28 protein-coding genes are annotated in these 26,059 nt (G+C 47.0%); 15 read left to right on the forward strand and 13 right to left on the reverse strand.

All coding sequences use genetic code 11. From position 1 onward, the window contains the following. Positions 1-167 precede the first annotated feature (167 nt). Entirely contained in the window at positions 168-719 is a 552-nt protein-coding gene (locus tag HWI92_RS12015; protein ID WP_204664067.1) for a hypothetical protein, read from the forward strand. A 67-nt stretch (positions 720-786) separates the two neighbouring features. On the opposite strand, the gene HWI92_RS12020 is transcribed toward HWI92_RS12015, so the two are convergent. Next, positions 787-3,267 carry a TonB-dependent receptor gene (locus HWI92_RS12020; protein WP_204664069.1) on the reverse strand — a complete coding sequence of 827 codons (2,481 nt, stop codon included), beginning with the start codon at positions 3,265-3,267 and terminating at the stop codon, positions 787-789. 301 nt (positions 3,268-3,568) lie between these two features. On the opposite strand from HWI92_RS12020, the gene HWI92_RS12025 reads away from it, so the two are divergent. Further along, positions 3,569-4,300: a DUF6962 family protein gene (locus HWI92_RS12025; RefSeq protein WP_204664071.1), complete on the forward strand. Its 732-nt coding sequence runs from the start codon at positions 3,569-3,571 to the stop codon at positions 4,298-4,300. Positions 4,301-4,372: 72 nt separating this feature from the next. On the opposite strand, the gene HWI92_RS12030 is transcribed toward HWI92_RS12025, so the two are convergent. Next, entirely contained in the window at positions 4,373-5,008 is a 636-nt protein-coding gene (locus tag HWI92_RS12030; protein WP_204664073.1) for a peroxiredoxin, read from the reverse strand. Between the two features lie 546 nt (positions 5,009-5,554). On the opposite strand from HWI92_RS12030, the gene HWI92_RS12035 reads away from it, so the two are divergent. Genes HWI92_RS12035 through HWI92_RS12045 form a run of 3 tightly spaced genes read left to right on the forward strand, consistent with a single transcriptional unit; the run spans position 5,555 to position 8,488 of the window. Then, positions 5,555-6,736 carry a cysteine desulfurase family protein gene (locus HWI92_RS12035; RefSeq protein ID WP_204664075.1) on the forward strand — a complete coding sequence of 394 codons (1,182 nt, stop codon included), beginning with the start codon at positions 5,555-5,557 and terminating at the stop codon, positions 6,734-6,736. Beyond that, positions 6,702-7,898: an XdhC family protein gene (locus tag HWI92_RS12040; protein ID WP_204664077.1), complete on the forward strand. Its 1,197-nt coding sequence runs from the start codon at positions 6,702-6,704 to the stop codon at positions 7,896-7,898. The genes HWI92_RS12035 and HWI92_RS12040 overlap by 35 nt, the downstream gene beginning before the upstream one ends. Beyond that, positions 7,895-8,488, forward strand: a complete 594-nt coding sequence (locus HWI92_RS12045) for a nucleotidyltransferase family protein (protein ID WP_204664079.1) — start codon at positions 7,895-7,897, stop codon at positions 8,486-8,488. The genes HWI92_RS12040 and HWI92_RS12045 overlap by 4 nt, the downstream gene beginning before the upstream one ends. 29 nt (positions 8,489-8,517) lie before the next feature. Here the strand turns inward: HWI92_RS12045 and HWI92_RS12050 are convergent, their stop codons facing one another. The 6 genes from HWI92_RS12050 to gnd form a co-directional block, all read right to left on the reverse strand. Continuing rightward, positions 8,518-9,261, reverse strand: a complete 744-nt coding sequence (locus HWI92_RS12050; RefSeq protein WP_204664081.1) for a hypothetical protein — start codon at positions 9,259-9,261, stop codon at positions 8,518-8,520. A gap of 17 nt (positions 9,262-9,278) precedes the next feature. Next, entirely contained in the window at positions 9,279-9,566 is a 288-nt protein-coding gene (locus HWI92_RS12055) for a hypothetical protein (protein WP_204664083.1), read from the reverse strand. 123 nt (positions 9,567-9,689) lie between these two features. Continuing rightward, complete coding sequence (locus tag HWI92_RS12060; RefSeq protein ID WP_204664085.1) at positions 9,690-9,848, reverse strand: hypothetical protein; 159 nt, start codon at positions 9,846-9,848, stop codon at positions 9,690-9,692. Positions 9,849-10,056: 208 nt separating this feature from the next. Next, positions 10,057-10,785, reverse strand: a complete 729-nt coding sequence (pgl, locus tag HWI92_RS12065; protein ID WP_204664087.1) for a 6-phosphogluconolactonase — start codon at positions 10,783-10,785, stop codon at positions 10,057-10,059. A 6-nt stretch (positions 10,786-10,791) separates the two neighbouring features. Next, on the reverse strand, positions 10,792-12,300 hold the full coding sequence (zwf, locus tag HWI92_RS12070) for a glucose-6-phosphate dehydrogenase (RefSeq protein WP_204664089.1): 1,509 nt from the start codon (positions 12,298-12,300) through the stop codon (positions 10,792-10,794). Positions 12,301-12,311: 11 nt separating this feature from the next. Next, positions 12,312-13,724, reverse strand: coding sequence for an NADP-dependent phosphogluconate dehydrogenase (gene gnd, locus HWI92_RS12075; RefSeq protein ID WP_204664091.1), 1,413 nt, complete (start codon positions 13,722-13,724; stop codon positions 12,312-12,314). Between the two features lie 179 nt (positions 13,725-13,903). On the opposite strand from gnd, the gene HWI92_RS12080 reads away from it, so the two are divergent. Beyond that, positions 13,904-14,416 carry a hypothetical protein gene (locus HWI92_RS12080; protein WP_204664093.1) on the forward strand — a complete coding sequence of 171 codons (513 nt, stop codon included), beginning with the start codon at positions 13,904-13,906 and terminating at the stop codon, positions 14,414-14,416. Positions 14,417-14,427: 11 nt separating this feature from the next. Here HWI92_RS12080 and HWI92_RS12085 read toward each other — a convergent pair whose 3' ends face one another. The 3 genes from HWI92_RS12085 to HWI92_RS12095 all read right to left on the reverse strand — a co-directional run bounded on the left by HWI92_RS12085 (position 14,428) and on the right by HWI92_RS12095 (position 16,314). Further along, positions 14,428-15,270 (reverse strand): hypothetical protein, encoded by an 843-nt coding sequence (locus HWI92_RS12085; protein ID WP_204664095.1) that lies wholly within the window; start codon positions 15,268-15,270, stop codon positions 14,428-14,430. A gap of 190 nt (positions 15,271-15,460) precedes the next feature. After that, complete coding sequence (locus tag HWI92_RS12090) at positions 15,461-15,982, reverse strand: GNAT family N-acetyltransferase (protein WP_204664097.1); 522 nt, start codon at positions 15,980-15,982, stop codon at positions 15,461-15,463. Positions 15,983-16,002: 20 nt separating this feature from the next. Further along, positions 16,003-16,314, reverse strand: a complete 312-nt coding sequence (locus tag HWI92_RS12095) for a DMT family transporter (protein ID WP_204664100.1) — start codon at positions 16,312-16,314, stop codon at positions 16,003-16,005. Between the two features lie 315 nt (positions 16,315-16,629). On the opposite strand from HWI92_RS12095, the gene HWI92_RS12100 reads away from it, so the two are divergent. The 9 genes from HWI92_RS12100 (at position 16,630) to HWI92_RS12140 (ending at position 24,379) form a co-directional block, all read left to right on the forward strand. After that, a complete protein-coding gene (locus tag HWI92_RS12100) occupies positions 16,630-17,865 on the forward strand; it encodes a site-specific integrase (protein ID WP_204664102.1) in 1,236 nt (411 codons plus the stop codon). A 4-nt stretch (positions 17,866-17,869) separates the two neighbouring features. After that, entirely contained in the window at positions 17,870-18,937 is a 1,068-nt protein-coding gene (locus HWI92_RS12105; RefSeq protein WP_204664104.1) for a hypothetical protein, read from the forward strand. A gap of 90 nt (positions 18,938-19,027) precedes the next feature. Then, the gene (locus HWI92_RS12110) at positions 19,028-19,303 is read left to right on the forward strand and encodes a helix-turn-helix domain-containing protein (protein WP_204664106.1); all 276 of its coding nucleotides are present in this window, start codon (positions 19,028-19,030) and stop codon (positions 19,301-19,303) included. Then, positions 19,293-20,498 carry a primase-helicase family protein gene (locus HWI92_RS12115; protein WP_204664108.1) on the forward strand — a complete coding sequence of 402 codons (1,206 nt, stop codon included), beginning with the start codon at positions 19,293-19,295 and terminating at the stop codon, positions 20,496-20,498. Before HWI92_RS12110 ends, HWI92_RS12115 begins: the two co-directional genes overlap by 11 nt. 218 nt (positions 20,499-20,716) lie before the next feature. Beyond that, complete coding sequence (locus HWI92_RS12120; protein WP_204664110.1) at positions 20,717-21,646, forward strand: DUF8464 domain-containing protein; 930 nt, start codon at positions 20,717-20,719, stop codon at positions 21,644-21,646. A 121-nt stretch (positions 21,647-21,767) separates the two neighbouring features. After that, the gene (locus tag HWI92_RS12125; RefSeq protein WP_204664112.1) at positions 21,768-22,145 is read left to right on the forward strand and encodes a plasmid mobilization protein; all 378 of its coding nucleotides are present in this window, start codon (positions 21,768-21,770) and stop codon (positions 22,143-22,145) included. Then, a complete protein-coding gene (locus HWI92_RS12130; RefSeq protein WP_229249336.1) occupies positions 22,135-23,073 on the forward strand; it encodes a relaxase/mobilization nuclease domain-containing protein in 939 nt (312 codons plus the stop codon). The genes HWI92_RS12125 and HWI92_RS12130 overlap by 11 nt, the downstream gene beginning before the upstream one ends. Then, entirely contained in the window at positions 23,070-23,660 is a 591-nt protein-coding gene (locus HWI92_RS12135; protein ID WP_204664114.1) for a hypothetical protein, read from the forward strand. The genes HWI92_RS12130 and HWI92_RS12135 overlap by 4 nt, the downstream gene beginning before the upstream one ends. Before the next feature lie 497 nt (positions 23,661-24,157). Further along, positions 24,158-24,379, forward strand: a complete 222-nt coding sequence (locus HWI92_RS12140; protein ID WP_138366751.1) for a copper chaperone — start codon at positions 24,158-24,160, stop codon at positions 24,377-24,379. A 1-nt stretch (position 24,380) separates the two neighbouring features. Here HWI92_RS12140 and HWI92_RS12145 read toward each other — a convergent pair whose 3' ends face one another. Both HWI92_RS12145 and HWI92_RS12150 read right to left on the reverse strand, forming a co-directional pair. Next, positions 24,381-25,121, reverse strand: a complete 741-nt coding sequence (locus tag HWI92_RS12145; RefSeq protein ID WP_204664116.1) for a substrate-binding domain-containing protein — start codon at positions 25,119-25,121, stop codon at positions 24,381-24,383. 5 nt (positions 25,122-25,126) lie between these two features. After that, positions 25,127-26,050 carry a molybdate ABC transporter substrate-binding protein gene (locus HWI92_RS12150; RefSeq protein WP_204664118.1) on the reverse strand — a complete coding sequence of 308 codons (924 nt, stop codon included), beginning with the start codon at positions 26,048-26,050 and terminating at the stop codon, positions 25,127-25,129. Positions 26,051-26,059: the final 9 nt, after the last annotated feature.

The following is a 26,059-nucleotide window of genomic DNA, read 5'->3' on the forward strand; positions in this document are numbered from 1 at the left end:
CCAAATACAGCTTAAAAGCCTGGTTCTGCCACATTGTCAGAGCATCGTGCAGCATGCACGGGATAATCAGTATTTTGGATTGTCAGTTGCTTTTTTGTTAATATTGCGAACCTCAACCAGGCAAAAACTAAAATTCAGTAGCGTTCGGAAGAACCCATTTCCATCCTATGTATCGTATCAAAAAATTTGTTGCTGTTGCACTGCTTGCGGGCCTCGTATCAGCCTGCACTACCATCAACTCAGTTCCTCTTTCCAACTACACCGTCTTTACGGAGGATCTCAGGCGCGATCTGGAGACAGCCGGCATTCCATTGGAGAAAGTACAGTTTTTCAATGACAAGGCAATCAATATCAAACGGGAAGTTACTAATCCTGACGACATTAAGGTGAACCCGGAAGGCCAGATTACCATGAGCAACGGCAAGAGCATTCAGACGATTAATGTGCTTCCGTTTACGCCTGGCGTTGCATTGGGGACAGATAATGGTGTGATCAACGTTTCGTGGGACGATACGCAGCAGGATACCAAAGGAATGAAATTCAACCTGAGCGGCCAAAATTACTTTCTGGACGTACTTTCTAATAATAAATTCGAGTACAAAGGACGTACGTTCGACCTCCAAAGCGGAAATGGCGCTCGTCTTTTCGTGAAAAAAGACCTTTTGAAACAGGTTAAAAATACCCGTGAAACACTGAAAGGCCGGAAAGTCGGACAATGATCTTCTTTATATTTAAATGAAAAAAGCAGGCTTACGCCTGCTTTTTTCATTTTATATACTCCGGGGCTTACTTTCCGTCCCCGCCCATCACGTCGGTATTGTTGACGGACTTGGTCTTCTTTTTCGGCGCGTCAAAGCTCATTTTCCCAATCGCATAATTGAAAGTGATCTTGAAGTTCCTGTTATAAAGCTGCGTACTTCCGGTTTGTGTAAACTGTGCGGAATTAAGGTTTGAGGTAAACTTCACGCCTTTGGTCAGGAAGTTTTCAGCTCCGAATCCAATGCTTCCCTTTTTATTGGGCAGATCCTTTTTGAAACCTAGTGAATACATGTAAAAACCAGTACGCGTACCTTGCAGCTGGATTTCTTTGCCCCGGTAAAAACCGAAAGCCTGCAATCCCCAGCCATGCTGCAGCGAAATCTGCGACATCAGCCTTCCGCCGTAATTAAAGCCTGAGTTACTCATCATTTCCGAAGTACCCTCTGCATTTACAGCCTGTCCTTCCAGGTAGGTATGCAGGATATCCAGACTTCCGTTCAGCGTCCATTTGGGCGTCAGGTACACATTGGAAAAAATATTAAAACCATAAGCTTTCTGTGTACCGATATTCTCGAAAGTTGTCACAATGGCACCCTGCAGGGTATCTATCGCCATTCTCACCTGCGTGATAGAGTTATTGGTCTGCCTTGCAAATGCGGAAACGTTCAGGTAGGTTTTCTTGATATTGGTACTCAAAGCTAGCTCGAAATTGTCCGTAAGCTCGGGGCTCAATGCAGGGTTACCCGTAGAAATGCTCTGCGGGTTGGACAGGTTCACATTCGGGTTCAGCTGCTGAATACCCGGACGCTGGATGCGGCGGTTGTAGGCTGCTTTCAAAGTTGTGCTTGATGAGAGGCTTTTGGAAACATTGATGCTCGGTACCAGATTCCCGTAATCAGGAATATTGATTTTCCCCTCGCTGCCCAGGTCGGCGCTGATGCCCGTATACTCATAGCGGGTACCTGCCTTGATCGTATATTTATTGGATGTGGTAAGGGTATAGGAAGCATAGCCAGCTGCCACATTCTGGTTGTAGTTCAATGCGCCGGAAGGCTGGCGGGGATTAAACACAAATGCTCCGTCTTCTCCGGCCATCAGGTACTGGAAATCGCTGTCGACAGTCCTGAAAATACCTTTTGCACCAAATTCAATCAGCTGGTTTTTGCCCAGTGGCGTCTGATAGTCTGTCTGAATCGTTACTTCCTGGTTATGGTTCTTGTTTTCGTTTTTCAAACGGCTGCTGACCGATCCTGATTCATTGAGCAGGTCCGTATTGAAATTGTTGGTCAGGCCCGTACGGCTGTACAAGGTAGAAATGCTCCATTCCTGCTGCGGCTTGAACGTGCGGATATAGTCGATATTGAAATCAACCGTTCCCGACAGATCCTTGCGGTTCACTTTCCGGTCCGAGATTTCGGTCAATGCATTGTTTTCGTACTGTGAAATCGCAAGATTTTGTTTCTGGATAAAATTGCGTGTACCATAACGCAATCCGGCTGATAGTGCCTGGTTTTTACCCAGATCATAATCCCAGCCCAGCGAGTATTGGCCGAAAAGCCCGCGATCCTTTGCATTGGACTGCTGGTGCGTCAAAAAAGCATTGCTGCCTGAGTAGGTGGTCTGATCCAGTACCGACTCCGCCTTGTTGTAAAATGCACGTCCGAACCCACCCAGCGTAAATCCCATTTTACCCTTGCGGTAGCTTCCGTTCAGGCCCAGGTTCGTACCCCTGTTACCCACCCCTGAATCTATGTTCAAGGTAAGGCCCTGCAGGTTGTTCTTTTTTGTAATGATGTTGATGATTCCGCCTGACCCTTCGGCGTCATACTTGGCCGAGGGCGACGTAATAACCTCCACGGACTTGATCATGTCCGCAGGAATCTGTTTCAGCGCATCGGCTACATTGGCGGCAATGATCGTCGAAGGCTTGTTGTTGATGAGTACCCGGATGTTGGCACTGCCGCGCAGGGATACATTCCCGTCCAGGTCCACAGAAAGCATGGGTACCTTGCGCAGCAGGTCGGAGGCATCACCCCCTTTGCTTGTAATATCTTTTTCAGCATTGAAAACCAGCCTGTCGACCTTTTCTTCTACCAACGACCTTTCACCGGTGACAGTCACCTCCTGAAGGTTCTGAACACTGGATGCCAGCCCAATATTACCTAGTGCAACATCCTTGCCTTTTTCCACGTGGATACGGTCGATCACTTTGTCTTTATAACCAATGAACGAGATCAGAAGCTTGTAATCTCCGGGCGCAACCTTCACAATGCTGAACTTGCCTGTTTCATCAGCAGTGGTACCATCCACAGCCTGATTGTTGTCGAGCTTAAAAAGGGCAACACTGGCAAACTCGATCCCTTTAGCCGCGGTACTATCCAGCACCATACCTGAAATAGTTGAACTTCCTTTGGATGGATCTCCGGCGGGCGATTGTGCATGAGCGTCCGGGGCTGACATAAATGCAAGCAGAAAGTGGATAGCTGCGAGCAGAAAGCATTTTTTCATGATAGAATAATTTGATAAGGCAGGGCGATGGTGGCGCCATCATTTTGTACAATTCGAATACAAAGGAAATTGAAGACTTCAATAACCGGCGGGATAATAGATCAGCGGCAGTTTTTTATCTGCGAACAGCCCGTTTCAGACGTGCAATCCTGTGGAATTTCACGACAGTTTTCAGGTGGTATGGTTTTGTTGGCCGCCAATGCAACCGTCCGCATTTTGTAAAGTAGCCGTTAAGTAGGTACTTTGAATGCCGGCCGGACAACCGGTTTCACTCCGCTTTTCCCCAAAAACGTTTCTTTAGATGAATGATGTCGCCATTGATTTCAGTAAGGTCCACCAGATCCAGGTTTTCGGGATCACCATTATGGAGCCTTCTACTGTTATTTCGAGCCTGATGATGACGGTGATATGCCTTTATGCATTTTTTCACCTCAACCGCCTGGGCCGGGCTCACCGGATGTACAAGCAGATCCAGTATTTCTTCTTCTTTATGGCTATTGCTACGGCCATCGGCGGTGTGCTGGGCCACGGATTTCTGTACCTGACAGGTCAGCGTGGTAAAATTCCGGGCTGGTTTGCAAGTATGATCGCAGTGGCACTTTTCGAAAGAGCCGCCATATGGCATATCAAACCATTGCTGCACAAGCGCGGAGGTTTGCTTCTGGGGTGGCTTAACTATGTGGAACTTGCTACTTTTTTCATTCTGACCTTTGTTACCCTCAACTTCATCGTTGTCGAGATACATGCATTTTACGGACTGTTCCTGATGCTTACCCTGATTGAAGTTTATGTTTACAGAAAACGAAAAGATCCTGGCTCCGTCAACATATTCATTGCGACACTCTGGGGTGCCATCGCAGCCGGCCTGCACGCATTGAAGTTCAGTTTTGGACCCTGGTTTAATTACAATGATATCAGCCACATTGCGATGGCTACGTCTATCTGGTACTACTACAAAGGGGCGAGAAACATGATCTATTACGGGGATGAATTGATTGTACCCGAAAAGGTCGCTGCCGAAGATCGGGACTGAAACCATACTGTACGCCAACAAAAAAGAGGATGCTTGTGGCATCCTCTTTTTTGTTGGCCGGTCCAGTCCGGATCATTTGTCAGGCTGGGGCGTGTAGCGCAAATAGGGTTTCACAATGTTCAGCCCTTTTGTAAACTTCTTCTCGGCATCCTCAGTACTCACCGCCGGTACCACGATTACATCTTCGCCATCGTGCCAGTCTGCCGGCGTAGCCACAGAGTATTTGGCAGTGAGCTGCAATGAATCAATCACCCGCAGAATTTCATTGAAATTCCGGCCGGTGGAAGCCGGGTATGTAAGTGTCAGCTTAATTTTTTTATCCGGCCCGATTACAAACACCGACCGTACGGTCGATTTTTCACTTGCATTGGGGTGAATCATATCGTACAATTCCGCCACTTTGCGACCTTCGTCAGCAATGATCGGGAAATTGACTTCGGTATCATTGATTTCATTAATATCGGGTATCCAGCGGTTATGCGAATCAATGTCATCTACACTGACTGCCAGCACCTTTACACCACGCTTTTCAAATTCTCCCTTCAAAAGTGCCGTCTTACCCAGCTCTGTCGTACAAACCGGTGTAAAATCAGCAGGGTGAGAGAACAGAAGACCCCAGCTGCCGCCGAGCCATTCATGAAATTTGATAGGCCCCTGAGTAGTATTCGCTTCAAAGTCCGGAGCAATATCTCCAAGTCTGAGTGACATAGTATTGAATGAATTAAGGTGGATTTTTTAATCTATTAATATACTAGACTATAACACAAATGTAAAAATTTAGTTTCAAAATCGGATGCACCAGTGCATTAACCAGCAAGGTATTTCGGCCAAAAACAGCCATCTGACCTCGTCAGCCTGTGACAATATCTATTTTAACGCCATTTTAAGCCACGTTTAATTGCGTTTTAATTGAAGTTATCATCCTTTGGGAAAGGTTGCATGACAATAAAGCCGGGTACCGGCATATAATATAACATTTCAGCTATCGGCAGGGTCCCGGAAAGGCCGCATGTTCCGGCGACCAATTTCGCTGGTAGCTCCACATTCAAATAATCAGGTCTTCCGGCCTGGATGATTGTTACGCCGGAAACAGGATTGGTGACAAGCGTGCCGCTTGCAGATTTTACAATTATAGTTAACCTGTTCGTTTTAGTTGATTAAACCATCTCATGCATAAAATGAGATGGTTTTTTGTTTAATTTGGTTAAGCAAGAAATGCGCAGGCATCCCGCCCCGCTCCCAACTTTGCCGCCCATGTCGCTCAAACTTCCCGTATACCTGGACCACAATGCTACTACACCGGTCGATCCGCGTGTTTTACAGGAGATGCTCCCCTACTTTACCGAAAAGTTTGGCAATGCAGCCAGCAGGATCCATGCATATGGCTGGGAAGCAGAAGAAGGCGTGGACATGGCACGGGAAAATGTGGCAGCGCTCATCGGTGCCCGACCCAATGAAATCGTTTTTACTTCGGGTGCCACTGAGGCCGTCAACCTGGCTTTGAAAGGCATATACGAATCCCTGCAACCCGGCGCCCACATAATTACCGTCGCTACGGAGCACAAAGCAGTATTGGATACCTGCCGGAAACTTGAAAAAATGGGCGCGGTGGTCACGTACCTGCCGGTACTTCCATCCGGGCTGATCGACCTCCATGTGCTCGAACAGGCCATAACTCCGCGTACGGTGCTGCTTTCGGTCATGTATGCCAACAATGAAACTGCGGTTATCCAGCCGATCCGGGAGATTGCGGCACTTGCCCACAAGCATGGCCTGCTGTTTTTTACAGATGCCACGCAGGCAGCAGGGAAAATACCCATTGACGTGCATGCAGACGGCATTGACCTGCTTGCCATGAGCGCGCACAAAATGTACGGTCCCAAAGGGATCGGGGCATTGTATGTTGGAAAAAAAGTACATCATACACCTGTTATTGCGCAGATCGACGGGGGCGGACACGAACGCAGCATGCGCAGCGGCACGCTCAATGTGCCCGGGATCGTAGGCATGGGCAAAGCCGCAGAAATCTGCATGGAGGAAATGAATGCGGAATCAAAGCGGCTCGCAGCTTTGCGCGACCATTTTGAAGAACAACTACTTGCAATAGAAGGCAGCCGGATCAATGGAAAAGATGCGCCCCGGCTTGCACATGCGACCAATATGTCATTTGAAAACATCAATGGGGAAAAACTGATTTTCGCCGCGGGAAGTGACCTGGCTTTTTCAAGAAGCTCTGCATGCTCCTCTGTAACCCTGGAACCCAGCCACGTGCTCCGGGCACTCGGACTTTCTGATGAGCTGGTGCATAATTCTTTCCGGTTCAGTTTTGGTCGCTTTTCCACTGAAGAACAGGCAACTTATGCCATTAATATCATATCCCGGCTAGTGAAGGAACATCGAGATGAAAGAAATATCGGATATCATAAAATCCTATGAGGCCGCCCGGATCAGCGGCCGGAAAATGGCACTTGCGACGGTAGTGCATGTAGAAGGCTCCTCCTACCGCCGGCCTGGTGCACGCATGCTCGTTACGGACGATGGCCTGCTTACCGGCGCCATCAGCGGCGGCTGCCTGGAAGGCGATGCGCTACGAAAGGCATTGCTGGCCATCAGTCAGGGTAAAAATAAGCTCGTCACATACGATACCACTGACGAGAGCGACCCGATGCTCGGTGTGCAGCTGGGATGCAATGGCATCGTGCATATTCTGTTTGAACCGATCGACATTGCAAATCCTGAAAACCCCGTAGCATTGCTGAAAAAGGTAGCGGAAAAAAGACAGTATGCCGTGGTGATAACCCTTTTTGCACTGCATTCCAGAACAGCAGCTCAGCCCGGCACCTGTTTTCTTCAGCTTGAAAATGATGCTGAATACCAGGCTGTACCCGAGCAAGCCGGCTTGCTGACAGCGGAGGCTACCAGGGCTCGCAACATGAAGCAGTCTGATTTCAGGCAGGTAGAATTCCGGGGACAGCAATTTACAGCATTTGTCGAGTACCTGGCACCGGCGCCTTCACTGGTGATTGTCGGGGCGGGAAATGATACCATTCCGCTCATGCAAATGGCCAGCGTTCTGGGATGGAAAATTACGGTGGTAGATGGCCGCCCGGCCCATGCCACGATCCAGCGGTTTCCGACGGCTGACCAGGTGATTGTTGCACGGGCAGAGGATGTACTGACGCAGATTGAACCCGACGAGCGTACCTTTTTTACGCTCATGACACACAATTACAACTATGACCTTACCCTGCTGGCAGCCCTGATCAGGGAAGAAAAATGCCATTACATAGGCGCACTAGGCCCCAAAAAGAAGCTTGAAAGAATGTTTTCCGACCTTGCTGAAAGAAACATTGTTCTGACACCCGAACAAAAGAGCAAAATATACGGGCCCATCGGTCTGGACATTGGTGCGGAAACTTCGGAAGAAATTGCGCTTGCTGTCCTGGCAGAAATCAAGGCGGTACTCGAAGGCAAAAATGGCACCTCGCTCCGGGAGAAAGCTGATACAATACATAGCCGTCATCCGGTTCAGCAGCAGACTTCGGCCAGTAAGGTGAGCGATTTTGCCTGCGCTATTCAAACTGCTGAATTGTCATGACCGGGATTATCATCCTTGCGGCGGGCAATTCTTCACGGTTGGGCAAGCCCAAGCAGCTGCTTCATTTTCGCGGCCAGTCCCTGCTGTCACATATGGTACAGGAAGCTTTGAACGTACAGGAAAAAGTAGTATTTGTAGTGACAGGTGCAAAGCAGGAGCTGATTGACGCTGAAATCGGGCAGAAACCCGTTCACCTGATTTACAATCCCGATTGGGAAACGGGCATGGGCTCATCCATTGCTGCCGGGGTTAAGGCACTTTGCTCCATGTATCCACAACTTCAAGCAGTTATAATTGCAGTGTGCGACCAGCCATTTGTAAATGCCGAACATCTGAAACAGCTGATCGCCACAGCAGAACATTCCCCCGAAAATATCATTGCGAGCGCCTATGCAGGTACAATGGGGACACCCGCCCTTTTTCCTAATCTCTTTTTTGACGAACTGAAAGCATTAACCGGACAGGAAGGTGCCAAAAAGCTTTTTACCAGACATGCAAGCCAGCTTTCTTCGGTCCATTTTCCCTCGGGCGAAACAGACATCGATACTCACGAGGATTATGAAAAGTTGTTGAAATCGACGGGTTTGTAGATTTGGGACTTGCCTGATACGTACAAAAGTCACAGACGGGCCAGTTGCTTCCTGTAATCTTCAAGCATTTGAATGGATTCCTGAAAATCATCTTCCGCAATCAGCGCCACTGTAAAATCCTTCTTTAATGTGCCTTTGGGTTCGAGCGTGCCTTTTTTGAGATTTTCCAGCATTTGGGGTAAACGCTGGCGGGCAATCTGATGTAATTCAAGACTAACCTGAACCTGCTTTTGCGTTTCAGCTACCAGTTTTGAAAATACCTCAGGGTCGGTTGTCTGCTTCAATGCAGTAAGCCCTTGCAGAATGGTAGCAAACCGGCCGGTTTTGGCAGCAATCAGTTCTTCAACTAAAAACTGCAGTTGCTCGTGTTTGGATTGATGCAGCAAATCGTATTGATGTAACAAGGAATTGGCATATTTATCGCGGAAGTGCCGGATCAGCACAGTATCACTTTGATGCTCAACTAAAAACTTCTTATAAGCAATCCATGCATTTTGCCGTTCCAGGGCATCTGATTTTGCATGCTTGTCAGGAATTGCGATTGGATGAAGGTGATCCAATGTAGCTGCTACCTGCGCCTCTTGCTGAAAGTCATTGTCAGTCGGATTATTACCCTGACTGATCCTGTATGTTGGGAAGGCTTTTTCCTGTCCATCATCTTTCCTCGTAAAATGGTATTCCATGCCGGGCTTTGTAGTTGCCGGCTCCTTGTCCGTACAACCTGCCAGAAAGATCAATATTCCCGTAACAATCAGGTTTGTTATCATTTTCATAAGTTGATTGGTTTGAGCTAAACGTACTGACATCCTATGGCTTGCTGAGCATCACTTATGCTGATATAATAAGATGAAGTACCCAGGTACATGCCATTCATAAAAAATGACTTGGAAACCAAAGCAGATCCGGATGCAGGGCTGCAACAACCATTCTGAGTACTAAAACTAACTTGCCCATACACGACAAAACCATTATCAATTACTGTATCAGCGCCAGTACAAAATATAGCTTTGCCATATAAATTGTAAGTGAACATGGTTGCAATACAGCAACTCAACATGGCCAGTTTGACCTTTTTCATATGTTTGAAGTTAGTGTGAAAACCTTTTCTGATCAGCTGCGCAGCTTGTGCAAACTTGATAGGAATTTGTTCACTTTACAACGGAAAAAGTTGGTCAAAACCGGACAAAGCTGGACAACAGTGTTAACCTTTCAGCTGCCGAAGTATTTCGGAGTAAGTATGCGGCGGAATAAGACCTGCTGGCAATGTGATGTTCATTGCGGAAAGCTTCCGGGAAAGTGTCTTAATGGATATACCAAGCTCAATAGCCAGCTCCTGACGGGTTTTGTAACATTCTTTCATTGTATGCGTGTATAGTTTTACTTATACAATGATATTAAATTTAGTTAGATCAGGAAATGTACCAGAGATTTATCAACCTTTAAATATCTCACGCAGTTTCAAAATACACTGAGGCAATTAACTGCCACGGTATGCCTGTAAATACGAAAGCAGCCACCCTTCTCAAGGTGCCTGCTTTCGTATTTACGATTAAAAACTTCTTGTAAGATTACTTTGTATGCAACCCTGCCGCGGCAGCTTCGTCCACAAACCAGTGCAGCTGTCCGTTTTCAGGACTGATGATCTGTGACGGGTATTTATCTACATCAAGGTCTCCCTGTAAAACCTGCCGGAGCGTTTCTGCTTTTCCGGCTCCCGCTGCCAGAAACACCACCGCAGCCGACTTATTCACCACGGGGGCAGTGAGGGTAATGCGGTGCATATCCTGTGCAGGCAGGAAAAATGAGGTAGCCCAGGCGGATTCCTCATGTACCACGGGCATTCCCGGAAACAAAGAAAGTGTATGGCCATCATCGCCCATACCCAGTAGCGTCAGATCGAAAGTCGTTTCCGAATCTGAAAAATAGGATTTCAGTACCTGCTCGTACGCAGCGGCAGACTCCTCGGGCGTAATGTCGGTACGCATAACGTGAATGTTTTCCCGGATCACTCCTACCTTATCCAGCAAGGCTTCAAAGCACATTCTGGCATTGTTCCTCTCATCCTCAAAAGGCACTGCACGCTCGTCACCCCAGAAAAAATGGACTTTTTCCCAGTGAATCAGCTCCTTGTAAGGTGTGGCAGCCAGCAGCGCATACAGCTGTTTGGGCGTACTTCCACCGGAAAGTACCAGTGTAAACCTGTCCTGGGTCGTCAGTACGTCGGCAATGTAAGTGGCCATCCACGCAGCCAGGCTTTCGCTAAGCTGCGTGGAATCTTTTGCAATATGCAGTTTCATAAGCTATCAGTCTGCCGGAGGCAGGTTTATCCAGGTATGTCCGTCCCGCGCAATGAGCGCATCCGCCTCATCGGGGCCCCATGAATCAGGCGCATAGTTCGGAAAATCCTGCGGACTTCTGCTTTCCCAGGTTTCCAGAATCGGCATGATCACCTTCCAGGCAGCATCTACCTGGTCATTTCTCATAAACAAGGTTGCATCACCCTCCATCACATCCAGCAGCAGTGTTTCGTATGCCTCGGGTGCATGGTCACCGGCTACTGCGTCATAATCAAAGGTCATTTCCACCGGATCCAGCGTCATCGTTTGTCCGGGGCGCTTGGCCTGAAAGCGGATACTGATATCCATATCCGGCTGAATACTGATCGTCAAACGGTTGGAACGCCAGGTTTCGGCAGCTTCGCTTGGAAACGCATAGTGCGGAGCAGCTTTAAACTGAAGGGTAATATGCGTCGCTTTCTGGTTGAGGTACTTTCCGGTTCTCACATAAAAAGGTACACCCTGCCAGCGCCAGTTATCAATGTAGAACTTGGCAGCAGCAAATGTTTCTGTATTGGAATGCGGGTCAACCCCCTCCTCGTGACGGTAGCTTACTACCTTTTCACCCTTTTTCCAGCCTCCTGCATACTGGCCGCGTACGGCAAAGTCGTGCACCTGATCCTTCGTAATCGGCCGGATCGCATTGAGCACATCCACCTTTTTATTCCGGATTTCATTGGCGTCAAAGGATACCGGCGGCTCCATCGCGATCATACAGAGTATCTGCAGAATATGGTTTTGCACCATATCGCGCAAAGCACCCGCATGCTCAAAGTACCCGCCACGGCCTTCCAGCCCGACACTTTCTGCGGCAGTGATCTGAATATGGTCAATGTAGTTACGATTCCATAGTGGCTCAAACAATGCATTTGCAAAGCGCAGTGCCAGAATGTTCTGTACGGTTTCTTTTCCGAGGTAATGATCAATCCGGAAAATCTGCTCTTCCGTAAACATGCTCGAAAGCAGCTGATTGAGCTCGTGCGCACTTTGCAGGTCGTGACCGAATGGTTTTTCAACCACAATGCGTGCAGTACCGCGGTCTGAGCAAATCTGTAATGCACCCAGCTTCTGCGCAATGGAAGGTACCAGCTGCGGAGCTACTGCCAGGTAGAATATCACATTGGGATGAACTCCCCACTCTTCCTCCTTGGCTTTCACCAGATCGGTGATCAGGTGATAGGCTTCGGCATCGTCCCCGTCCATCTGCAGGTAAGTGACATGCTCGCTGAATTCCTGCCAATGCCCGTTGAGCTTGCCTTTCCGGCGTGAAAACTTGGTTACGCCATCCAGCAGGTGCGTGCGGTATGCATCATTGGAATACGGACTGCGTCCGATCCCGGCGATGGCAAACTTTTCGGGCATCCACTGGTCCAGGAAAAGATTATATAAAGCAGGAGTAAGTTTCCGGTAATTGAGATCGCCGCTTCCACCAAAGATAAATAGTACCGAGGCAGGCGGGCGTTTGTTGGTTTGCATATGACGACTGTTTATTGTTGTCCCCACTCCGTATGGAAAGTGCCGGGGATATCGATTCGTTGATAAGTATGCGCTCCAAAGTAATCGCGTTGCGCCTGGATCAGGTTGGTAGGCATCCGGCCGGTCCTGTAAGCATCAAAATACGCAAGAGCTGACATATGACCTGCTGCTGCTGTTCCCGAGTTAGCTGCAAAAGTGACCAGGGCGCGCATATTCTCTTCCTTCGATTTAACGAGTGCAGCTACGTCTTGGTTCAGCAGAATGTTGGACAATTCCGGCGATTGCTGATATGCAGTTGTGAAAACTTCGAGCAGGGAAGAACGAATAATACAACCGCCACGCCATACACTCACGACTTCGGGCAATGGAATTTCCATAGCCAGGTCCTTGGAAGCCTGGAAAAGCATGGCCAGTCCCTGTGCATAGGCCAGGATCGTTGAAAACAACAATCCGTCATGTACAAGCGGAAGCAGCTCATCCAGCGTGAGGATACTTTTGCTCTCATCACCATAAATCTGTGCGGCAGCTTCACGCTCCTCTTTATAACCCGACAATGTCCGCATGGCTACCGCGGTGTCGATCACCGGCACGGCCACAGGCAGCTCCATTGAATCCTGGGACGTCCATTTGCCGGTACCTTTGGAACCCGCTTTATCAGATATTACATCTACGAGGTCAGCGCCGGATTTTTCGTCTTTTTGTAAAAAAATTTCAGAGGTAATCTCAACCAGGAACGATTGCAGGTCACCTTCATTCCACTGCCTGAAAACTTCATGAAGCTGGGCATTGGTCGCACCGGCCGATTTGAGCAATGCATAACATTCACTGATCAGCTGCATGATGGCGTACTCGATCCCGTTATGTACCATTTTGACATAATGTCCGGCACCTTCCCTGCCCAGGTAGGCCACGCAGGGGGTTCCGTTCACCTTGGCAGCGATTGCTTCGAGCATGGGACGTACGTTCTGATAGGCTTCCTGGTCACCGCCGGGCATAATACTCGGCCCGGTACGTGCACCTTTCTCACCACCCGAAACACCAATACCCATGAAATGGATATTCTTGTCACGCAGGTACTTAACCCTTCTGAGGGTGTCTGTATAATGTGAGTTACCGCCATCAATGACCACATCGCCTTCGTCCAGCAAAGGGAGCAATGAGGCAATCACATCGTCCACCGGCTGACCCGCAGGTACCAGCATCATTACTTTCCGGGGACGTTGTAAAAGCTGTATCATCTGCGCAAGCTCGCCTACACCTTTCACCGTAGTACCTGCCGAGGCCGACGATTCAAGTGCCGCGTTTTTGGCAGCATCCTTGTCAAAACCGATTACGGAAAAACCGTGGTCGGCCATATTCAGCAACAGGTTCCTCCCCATTACCCCAAGGCCGATCATTCCAAAGTCGAATGCATTATCTGACATAGTAGTAAAGTCTAAAATAAAGTCACCTGCAATATTAAGGGAATTTGGGTTCCAGATGAGGTTTTAGGGATTTTTGTTGGAAGAAGCGGATAAAATATCAATACCGCGATTTTAGATGTACAGAATAACTTCTATATTTATACTGTCAAACATTTTGTAGTATTTGTAAACGAAGTTCTATGCCTACCACCACAAATTATCAGCCTACCCTCAGCAAGGCACCTGTCAGGGAATATGATGTAATCCGCCTGAAAGCGCCCATGCAGGTTTTTACAATACTGCCTGAAAAATTCCTGGACCCTGAACGTCCCTATTCGCTCAGGCGTGTAGTGCGGCTTGTGGCCGTAGGTGACCCGATCCAGAACCCGGCGGAAATAGCCCGGCTGAGAGGAAAAGTACAGGGAGAGATCGAAAAGATCCTTGAAATGCCGGGATTGAGCTACTCTGCCGATCTGGTATCGAGCTTTGTAAATTACGTTCTGCCTGAAGTTTCAGCGGATACGTTCACAGTGCCTGAGGGAGAGTACCTGGTCATGCGCGCGAGTGAGGATGCGCTTGGGGCCACCGAGATCATCGCCCGCAAGTTTGATAAAGATCATTTTCAGGAAAAGCTGGTGGTCAGCTTTCTGCTCGGATCGGGCAGGCCGGGCAGCATTGCGGGTGTAGAAGTGGTGAAAAATTTGTTTGAGTAATTATCCGTACTCTATTTTTGAAGAATCCAGTTTTTAACCCGTTTGAAAATATCGTCCTTCCTCGGCCGCTCCCTGCCGTCGTGCGTCAGCTCGTGATTGTAATGGTAAAGGAGTTTTTGCACGTAGTTGTCATCCGCTTCCGATTGGTTGGGGAGCTTATTTACAAAATGCAGGAATTCCTCATTAAACATGCCATTCAGCGAAACCGTGTGAAAATTGCTCCTTTCCGCCAGTTCCAGGTTTTCGTTAATGGGCGCTGAATGGTTTTGTGAAAAATAGTCGATGTGGTGGATCACCGGATCGGCCTTTTTCAACCTTTTACTTCCCCTGTTTTCATTGCGCCACGGATTTTCACCTTTCGGAAGCTGGTCAATGAGGAAGTTCCGGTTCCAGAGCGTAACCTGGTGCGACATCAAATAGCGTGACCTCGCATTGTCAAGAACCGATACGTTGAAGCCATGCAGGTACTCATCTGTTTTTTTGGTCTGGTAAATGTCTGCACTATGCAGCTTCACCTGCCGGTAATTATGCGTTTGAACCAAAGCAAAAAGATTATTGAAAAAAGCGGCGCTGATTGGTTTTGTAAACCATACATCTTCTTGTAAATAAAGCACATAATCCTCGCGGATCTCATTTTTGAGCAGGTAGGCGAGCCGGTCCGACCACTCCCCTTTTCCCGACCTGATATTCTGAAATCCATTGAGCTGCACATGGAGCTCCTCCGTGGCAAAGTAAAGGTTGCACTGCGTTGAAAAATCCCAATACTGGCTGAAAATGGATTCAAAGCCTTTAAATAACAATTGGTATCTGTCACATGCGTGCACCAGCAGGGCTACGTTCGTATTCTTCAACATACAGCGTTAGTTCAGCTTCACTTCCATTCCTGATATTAGGCCGAAAGTTACAAAGTTTTGAACAGCCCGGTTTGTTTAAAACACTTGTGAGGCTTTAAACAGAAGCCTGCTACATTATCCGGATGCCTTACTCAGACTCTGGCGCCCCTGAAAATCAGGTCCATTGAAAGATTATTTTTTAAGACTGGGCTTAAACAAGCACCTTTCTCATCATCACGTCGGTTTGCTCATCTTCACCAAACCTGAAAATGTGCTTACTGAATGCAGTAAACCCGTTTTTTTCATAAAACCGTATGGCTTTTGCATTTTCCTCCCACACGCCCAGCCAGAGAGACGACACCTTTTTATCCTCCGCCATGCTGAGTGCTTTTTCGTACAGCAGCTGGCCGATTCTTTTACCATGATAAGCATGTTTCACATAAATCCGCTCAATTTCCAGTGAGTCGTCTTCGTGCAACTCCGTTTGCGCCTTTCCTGCATTCAGTTTCAGGTAGCCGATCACCTGCTCACCTTCATGGGCAACAAAAAACCATGAATCCGGATTACTTAACTCTGCTGCAAGCTTCGTATCGCTGAAATTTTCGGCCAGGTACTGCTGCATGTCAGCCTCGGTATTCGATCCTACAAAGGTTTCAAAGAAAGTTTCCCTGGCAATTTGCTGTACTGCGGCCAGGTCCGCCAGACCAGCTTCGGTGATTGTTATCGGTTCCATTTTTCGGAGATTGACTATTTTCAGGAAAGCTTCATAAGTATAAGTCCGGCTGTAATCAGCAGAGCCGACGCAATACGCAGGGTATTAACCGGTTCACCAAGCACCAGTATTCCCACCAGGAATGCACCTACGGCACCTATTCCTGTCCAAACCATGTAAGATGTACTGAGCGGCAGGGTACGCATTGCGAGCGCAAGCAGACCAAAGCTGGCCATCATGGCTATAATGGTAATGCACGTAGGAACAAGCCGGGTAAAACCTTCAGACTGCTTCATGAAGTAGGCCCAGACGATTTCGAGCAGGCCTGCAAAAAAGAGATAAATCCAGGACATATGGGTGACCTTTTTAGGCCGGGCCGTCCCGGTTCGGTTCCCACAGCGGGGAGGCCGTCCTCCTGCATTGAAAAGAAAAACCACCTGCAAAATCGTTGCAGGTGGTTTGAAGTGGAGAATATCGGATTCGAACCGACGACCTCTTGCATGCCATCCAGATTTTTGAGGATTTTTTGTATATTTGATTTTTATAAAAAACAGCCTAAGATATTGAATATAAGTTAGTTAATTGAGTTTCTTTAAGTTTGCTTAATTATCCTTAGACAAGAAATGTTCGACCTATGTTCGACCTAATTTTGATCAAAATATGCACTGATGGCACTCTCAACCAAGTTCATCCTAGCTTCCAAAGTTAACGATTCGTGCGAGTATCCGATAATGCTCCGAATCATTATTGATCGTAAGAACCAGTTAGTCAGCACAAAGAAGAGCTGTAAACAAGAAAATTGGTTAGTTAGTCAACAGCAAGTTGCCCGCGGCCACCCTAAGCATCAGGAGATCAATTTACTACTGAGAACAATAGTCTCTGAGCTAGATTTCCTGATCATTTCAGAAGGAAAAAAAGGTCGGAAGCCAACATTCGACGAAATGAAAACTGTGGTACGTAGTTTGACTGGCGCAACGAAAGAACCAGAGAGCAAATCACTTTTTAAGCTCTTTGAAGACCATATTTCTCTGCTCAATCAGCAAAACCGGATTGGCTATGCGGACACCTTTAAATTTACGCTGAGTAGCTTGAAAGGGTTTGTGAAAAACAAAGACCGAGATCTTCTATCTATCAATCTAAATTTTCTGAAGAAATATGAAGAATACTTGATGGAGCGCGGATGCGCTATTACGACAAGAAGTGTTTATCTAAGAACCTTCAGAACCATGTGGAAGGTGGCAATCCGGGAAAAATATTGTCCCGAAGCTCACTACCCTTTCAAAGAGCTCGCATTTGGTAAATACAATAACCCTAGAACCAAAAAAAGAGCGATTCAAAAATCGCAGATTGATCAAATTTCAGCCCTGGAGATCGATCCAATAAATGATACTCTCATTAATTCACGTAATTACTTCCTTTTCAGTTTTTATTGCCGAGGAATCAATTTTACGGATCTTGCGAGTTTGAAATGGGATAACATTGTTGATGACGAACTCGAATATATCAGATCGAAAACCAAGGAAGAATTTCGCTTTAAGCTCCATCCCGAAGCTATGCGGATCCTTGATTTTTACCGAAACCTTCGAGGCAATAGCGATGCGGGCTACATCTTTCCAATATTGTACAAAAGACACGACAGCATACAGTCGATCAGATATAGAAAGCAGAAGATTCGAACGCGAGTTAACAAGGACTTACAAGAATTAGGTGCCGCCTTAGGCATTCAGAAGACCCTGACTACTTACGTGGCCCGACATTCATATGCAACCACACTCCGGAGAAACGGAGTATCCAAGGAGAATATAGGCAGATCATTGGGACATGACAGCTTAAAAACAACTGATATTTATCTGGAAGACATCGGGGATCCAATTTTGGATGATCTGATCAACTCAACACTTTGAACGCATGTATTTTTTCAATTTGCCAGGCTTCGATCCTGATCTCGGTATAAACCTGGACGATCAGGGACGTTTTCCGTACCTAAGATTCGTGGATCATGTTTTTCACAGAGGAAACGTAGACTACCTATCTCGCAACTTCCAGTTCGAGAACATTGCTGATAAAGCAGCGCCACCAGTCTTTCTCAGTGAACCGAATCTCACTGCCATTTTCGACCCGAAAGACCGGAAGAATATCATCGTAGACCATCATAGCCCAATCTCGGAGTCTTATGCCGACGAACTGAGAACGGAATTTGAAAAAGGGTACTTCGACGCGGTGAATGAGTATCCACAACAAATAGTCTCCATTCTCTATAATCCTGACAACGAAAGCAAAATCGCTCATTTGGAGCAATTCATTGAATTTTGCTCCTATCATTTATACTTCGAAGGATTTGCTGTTCCATCCTGTATATACACGCTCGGATTCATTCAGGCTTACCTTGTGCGAGCGTGTGGCGATAGAGTAAATGCGCTTCGCCTGGCTAAGCACCAACATCGGGTTGTGGCACAGAAGCAAAAATTACCAGTAGCCGATTTGCAAACGAAAGGGCCGGAGCGGATTCCGCTGGACTATGCGGTTGATGAAATCATAGCCATGTGGTTGATCCTGGTAGATGCGTGGAAATGTAGGGCAGTGGGCTCGATTCAGGTTTTTACCAGTGAAGAGGAAGTATTGCAGCTCTTAGGGATGATGTTTGAAGAAAAAGGAGGCAGACTTCCGAGACCTGAACACAAGTACTTTGAAATGCCTCCCGGAAACTATGAGAGAGTTTTAAACCTGCTCATGCATGCCACCTATAAGCTGAATACAGATAGAAACAATATTGGGCTTGACAGATACTGTCAATTGCTGCTCGATACATTTTCGTGCTACTCGAAAACGAAGCTGGAAAGCCTTCGCAGTAACATCAATAAAGCACGTGGCAACATCGTGCAGAGCATTGGTAATCTGACTGACAGCCCGCATTCTAAAAATGTTTTGAAAACATTAAGGAAAATAAACGAGTACGGCGTCGGCGACCTGACTTAGTCAACTTCATATTGTTTTTCCCCGATTTTCTAGCCTTGCTTTGCCCATCACCAAAACGCAAAAGGGATGAGCACAACAGTTCTAGTTTCGATGAACGATCAGCAATTATCAGAGTTGATTGAGTCTTCACTGCGCCGGGTTTTAGAGTCAAAACCGGAGGCTGCCGCCGATACCAGTGACACTTTGCTTGACACCAAGGAGGCGGCACGCCTGACAAAATACAAGGAGACTTCCATTTATGGGCTGGTGAAAAGAAAGAAGATCCCGTTCTGCAAAATGGAAGGCAAGTTGCTCTTTTCACGCAAAGAGCTTCTGGAATGGATTGCCAACGGTCAGCAGAAAATCGAAGGTAGCCATGAAAGATAATCCGGTTTACCTACGCATTGGGACCAGTTACTTTAAGAAAGTCAACCGGCCATTATCTTCCGGCGACACGATTTCCTCATTAATTCCCTGGTCTGCTGAATGCATCCGATTGGATCACAGCCGGGACTATTTGAAAGACCGGGTGGATTGCTTCGACGGATTTTGTTTTGTGCCGAGCCACTTGGACTACCAACAAAAGGTCGGCGGGTTCTACAATCGCTACCAGCCATTCCAGCATGAGACGCGGCACGGCGATGCCTCGGTAATATTCCAATTCCTAGGCCACATTTTCGGCGAACAGATCGAGATGGGTTATGATTACTTCAAAATCCTGCTCGAACGTCCTACCCAAATCCTGCCGATCCTGTGCCTGGTCAGCGAGGAGCGTGGAACCGGAAAGACCACGTTTCTGCATTTTGTCAAATCCATTTTCGGCGAAAACATGACAATCAACAGCAATGAGGATTTCCGTTCCAACTTCAACATCGAATGGGCGCAGAAACTGGTCATCGGCGTGGACGAAACGTTCTTGGATAGAAAGGAGGATTCGGAGCGGATCAAGAATCTGAGCACGGCCAGGTTTTACAAAGTTGAGGCAAAAGGCCATGACCGGCAGGAAGTGGAATTTTTCGGAAAATTCGTTTTGTGTAGCAACAATGAAGATCATTTCATCATCGCCGAGCCCGGGGAAATCCGGTACTGGGTGAGAAAGGTGCCACCACTAAAATCAGAGAACCACCACCTGCTTGCCCAGCTACGGGCCCAGATCCCGTTCTTTCTGCATTTTCTGGTGAGCCGTGACTTCGTTCATCCCAGTAAAACAAGAATGTGGTTTACCGCTGATCAAATTGCAACACCTGCATTGAAAAAGCTGCTGAACCAAAATCGGAATAAGCTGGAAGTGGAGATCGCCCATATCCTGCTGACGATCGCAGACGAAAAGGAGCTGGACGAAATCCGGTTTTGCACCGGCGATGTCCAGGACTGGCTCAATAAAAAGCACATCCGTTTCAAAGACCTCTCACAGATCAAGCGGATCCTGCAAAATGCCTGGAAGTTGAGCCCGGCGAGTAATTCACTGACTTACCCGCAATACAAATTTTTAACCGAAGGTTCCATCTTCGAGCAGACCGGCAAGGGCAGGTTCTATACCCTATCCCGAAGACTTATAAATGAGCTCAACGAATTGCCCTAATTTTTGATGCTTTGATGCGCATCATATTTAATTAATTGATTAATAAATAATTACAGCGCATCAAAATCCGCATCAACGCGCATTAATCCCAAAATAGCGATGCGGCCCCTGATGCATTTTGATGCTTTTCTGATGCGGACATAAATAGCTAAAAACCAATCAGTTATAGGTTCTCCGCATCAATTCATCAATTTTTTCACGTTCAAACCCCAGTAATTATGACTTGCGAGCAAGCCAAAGAGATACCTATCATCGAGCTTCTCAGAAGCTGCAATATTCAGCCCGACCATATTCGCGGAAGTGATCACTGGTACCTGTCACCATTCCGGAAAGAGAACACGCCTTCATTCAAAGTGAACACTAGGTTGAACCTCTATTTTGATCACGGGAGCGGTCAGGGAGGCGATATTATCGATCTGGGCAAGAAGCTTTATGAATGCGATACCAAAGAGCTACTGCGGAAATTGGAGTCAGGAAATTTTTCCTTTCACCAGCAACCGGGCTTAGAAAGGCTACTGCATATACGCCAAAGCATTATCCCAGCAGATAACCAGGACGGCATCCAAGTTACGGCTATCAAGGATTTAGGTAGCACCCCCGCGATTAGCAGATACCTGGAATCCCGCGCCATAGACCTTGCTGTAGCCAGGAAATTCTTGAAGGAGATTTACTATGATGTTGGAGGCAAAAGTTACTTCGCTGCCGGGTTTGAGAATAGGGCTGGCGGCTATGAATTGCGGAGCCAATACTTCAAAGGGTCTACATCTCCCAAGGACATCACGCATATCCAAAATGTGGCAAAGTCGGTTTGCGTGCTGGAAGGGTTTATCGATTTCCTCTCCCTGCTTTCACAGCGAAAACCGGAGCCTATCCTGAGTGATTTCCTGATCCTGAATTCAGTCGCCCTGGCGGATCGGGCAATCAGCATCGCCAAGAACTATGAAAACGTGTTCATCTATCCAGACAATGATCCAGCCGGTCGGAAGGTGATCGAAACATTTCAGAAAGCCGGCATCGAGCCAGTTGATCTCTCACACAGCTACCGGCAATATAAGGATCTCAATGAGATGCTGATGGCAGAAAAGATACCGGAGAATTCGCTCAAAAAGCAACAGATATACAAGAGGTCCCGGGGGATAGGCTTTTAAGTGTCTTTTACTAGCAAGTTTGTGTTTTCGCTTCGCAAAAACCCGTCCGGCTGCGCTCGGACTCAAACTTGCTTTTTCTCCCGGTGGTCGCAAAAGAGGACAATAACAGACTTGAAATGATATGGAAGAGGGTGTAGAGAAAAGTCAAAGGTTCAAGAAATCCAGGGGCGGCAGGCCTCCCAAGAAGGTCAAGCGAAGCAGCCAACTGATGGTCAGGTTGACAGAAACGGAGCGGTTCCTGATCGACTCAAAAGCCAAAGATGCGGGCCTCAAACCAAGCGCCTGGATCAGGCAGGCTGCAAACAAAGCGAAGGTCATCGCGAGGCTATCGCCGGGCGATGCATCGGTACTCCGGATGCTGGCAGGGCTGGCCAATAACCTCAATCAGCTGATGCGATTTGCGAATATGCAAGGGCTGCTACATGATGTGACCCGGTCCAGAAAACTCATCTCCGATATTGACGATCTAGTACAAAAACTCAGAAGCGATGATCGGTAAAGTGATAGTCGGGAGCAGCTTCTCCGGGGCTGTCAAGTACATTGTCCAAAAGCAACAGGCCAAAGTGCTGGGTGGGGAAGGTATACGTTTAATGAACGTCAAATCGATGGTGGATGATTTCAATATGCAGCGCATGCTTAATCCCGAGCTCGGCAAAGCGGTCGGTCACCTGGTACTAAGTTGGAGCCAGATGGATGCGCCCAAACTCTCTGAAAAAATCCTGATGGAAAGGGCTAAACAGTACCTGGAAAAAATGAAAATCCAGGATACCCAGTACCTGGTCGTCGAGCACCGGGATACAAAACACCCGCACATCCACATACTTTATAACCGGGTCGATAACTCCGGCCGCTCGATTTCGGACAAGTTCCAACGACGGCTAAACCAGAAGGTTTGTAAGGAAATGACCTTGGAGCACGGCTACCACCTGGCAAAGGACAAATCGCAGGTGAACCGCCAGCAGCTTAAAGGCGCTGACAAAATCAGATACGAGCTTTCCGACACGATCCAGCGGGCCAGCAAATTTGCGTCCAGCTGGGGAGAGCTTGAAACGGTGCTGGCATCGAAGGATATCCGGTTGATTTACAAATACAAGTCCGGCACGCAGCAAGTAGAAGGGATCAGTTTTGAGAAAGATGGGATGGTTTTTAAAGGATCAAAGGTTGACCGGAGCCTGAGTTATGGCCGGTTGAACAATACTATAAGCGCCAATTCGCGAAGGCAGTTTCGGGGAATATCAACGGTTAACACTGGCACAAAGATGAATATTCCCACCACCAAATCAGCTCAGGTCACTGTCGCTGAGCAACCAAGCTCTGAACCGGACCTGATAGATACGCTGCTATCCCCTGTACATCAAAACGACCCTGAACAAATCAGACAACAACAGATCAAAAAACGTAAAAAATCCCGCGGATTACACTTATGAAACAGATAGAAGAAAAGTTGGACAGCATTGAAGAGGTGCTCACAATCCTGATAAAGAAAGTTTCCGGATTGGAAAACCTGCATTATGAGAAAAAGGAAGTTAAGGCATCAAGTGACCCGGTGCTCGCAGAAATCAGGGATAGTGTTTCTAAAATGCCGTCTGGACATCTGATGCTATCTGAGATTTATCGACTACGAAAAAGCATTGACGAGATTTTTGGTGATCTTGTTCATAAGAGCGCTGTTAGCATGAATTGGAGGTCAGGCGGTCTCCTACTCGCAGCATCCGTTCTGCTTATCATGGCCACTTGCGGGGTCATTGCCTTGAAATTCATTTCCAATGAGAATGAACAATTAAAACACATGAGTATTAAGTACACCTCGGCGCAGGAATTGGAGCCTGAACTATTCACTTGGCTTGATAGCCTTTATTTACAAAAGCGATATTGGCCAGTGGATTCACTAAGGCTTATGCGCCGACCTATGCACAAAAGATCTAACCCCAATATATCAACAGACAAAAAAAAAGGTAGGCCAATACGAAGAATGAGACAACTGTGTAAATCTGCTATCGGGGCAGGCAGCTAAAGCCCAATAGCCAAAATCCTCAAGTCGTTTTTACTCTCTAATAAAAATTATGTAAACCCCTATATATCATATATTTAACATGCACTCAAAGATGAGTGATAAATTAGAGGCAACTTTAAGACAAGAATCCATAATAGCATGCAAATCTCGCCTAAAACCAAAATATTTTCGATATTACCCACTAGCAATATAATGGTCTATCAACCCTCAAATTCAATTCTATACCCTAGTGAGCACAATACAGTACACAATTCCAACCAATAAATTACTGCTTCAAAAAATCGTTCTTGACTGGATCAACAAATGTCCAAAATCCAAAGTAGCAATTATTACATAATTATTGGTTGGTGATACAAAAATCCTGCCTCAACTTCACTTCTGCCATTTATCCATGCGTAAGCTATTAGAGTTGGTACGATTTTATCGGTCTAGCTAGCTTCGCTCACATTACATTCACCAAGAATGTGTGGATACAGTGATCTAAACATTTGCAAACAATGGAAACGCTAAATTTCAAGACCAGCATAAAAGATAAAGAGGGCGTCACCGTAGTGACACCCTTTCTAAATAATTTGAAGCATGTAGATGGTTGGAACATCGATCTTTCCGACTCTGACAAGCTGCTTACAGTCCAAACTACCGACAACAGGATTGGAGAAAATGTTATCGAAGCAGTTATTCAGGCCGGATTTAGCGCGGAGGCGGTTGGAAGGCCGTAACCTATTCCCAACCCCAACGCTGAAATACCCGATGCCCTGCCGAACTTCTTAGAAAATCCAGGAAGCGTTTGCCGTCGGGACCGTCCTTGCCTTTCAATGTCAAAGCAATAGGGGTACCTCTAAAAACTGTGGCCTGATTTGGGATTTCGATCAATTGGGTGATTTCCTTCAATGGAAAATGCCATGTTTTATATGTAATCCAAGCGTCGTAAGTCGTGTCCGATTTCCAGGCTTCGATACCCAGGGCGGTGTTCGAGAATGAAGATTTGATATTGTGCTGTATTCCGGCGATCACATCGAATTTGCCAGCAATGTCCTCCCACATCCCCAACTGTCCAGCTCCATTCACGTCCAATAGCCTGACACCCGGTTTGGCCAGATCAACAAACATCTTAATTTTCTTAGGGTTCCCTGGGCGAACCAGAATTGCTGCACTGCGCTTGTAAAGCTCAATTCTGGTTGTCTCATCCAGCAGCCCCCGATGATCAGCAGCAAATTGCGTGAGCATATACTCGGAGCCACCAAATACAACGTCAGCATCTTTTTTGGCCCTTTCTATCCATTTAGTTTCAGGGCCAGAATTAACTACGACAGGTATTCGAGTTTCTTTCGAGAAAATATCCGCACATTCCTTTATCGCTGCCGAAGGCCCGCCCGGACCGTATACAAATAGGGTATCAGTTTGCGGATAAGCTTGATTGGCTAGCAGCAGAAAACCTATGATATGAACCAAATTTCTCATCGCGACTATTTGTTTAAATCGGTAAAACCATACTTGTGGTAAATTTCCCTGGCCTTAGCGCTCACCAGAAAATCCATAAAATCTGACGCCGCTTTGGGATGCGGCGCTTCCCGCAGTTTACCTGCCATGTAAGTTGCTTCAATATTCTCGCTATCCGGAATGCTGACCAATTCCAACGGATGTCCGATCATCTTTTGGTAGAACGCCTCTGAGTACCAAACCGGACCTGCCTGGGATTGTCCATAAAGTATTCTCATGGGAGTCTGCCGATGGTGGATCTGCGTTAAAAATGTAGTTTTCGCGGCTACCTTTTCTTTCATTATTTGCTCTTTCAGTGCTTGGCCGCCTGCTTTTACATAAGCGTCTTCAATCCGTTTTCCGATACCTTCCCACTCTGGATTTGGCATACTTACTTTTACATCGCTACGCCCCAGGTCTTTAAGTCCCTTTATATTGAGCGGATTCCCTTTTTGCACCATGATTGCTAACTTATTTCCGGCATACGCCTCGGTCCGGTTGAAAAGCGGAGCGAACTCTTCGATGCGCGTTTTCCCTGCTGTATATACATCCGGCTTATGTGATATGTGCATGTTACCGATCGTAATTGAGCCTTCTTTAATTTGTTTGGCCAATATCCCGGGCGGCAAAGTCTCCGCAAATATCCTGTTATAGGCAGGATATGCCTTTTTGAACTCTGCCAGTAATTCGTCAATGACCATGAATTGATTACCAGCGAAAAATATCGTCAGTTCCGGGTCTGTTATATCGCCATATAAGTCTGGTACATTGTCAATTCCTTTCACGGTAAATTGCAGGCCGTCTGTTGGGGGTTTATTCCACGGCGGATCGAAGTTGTGCTCCTGTGCTTTTGCTTGATTATCAATCATGATACTGATTGTTAATATGATCAAAATGATGTAGTTTCTCATAGTGCTTGA

Origin of the sequence: Dyadobacter sandarakinus (assembly GCF_016894445.1) — a bacterium.
GTDB lineage: Bacteria > Bacteroidota > Bacteroidia > Cytophagales > Spirosomataceae > Dyadobacter > Dyadobacter sandarakinus.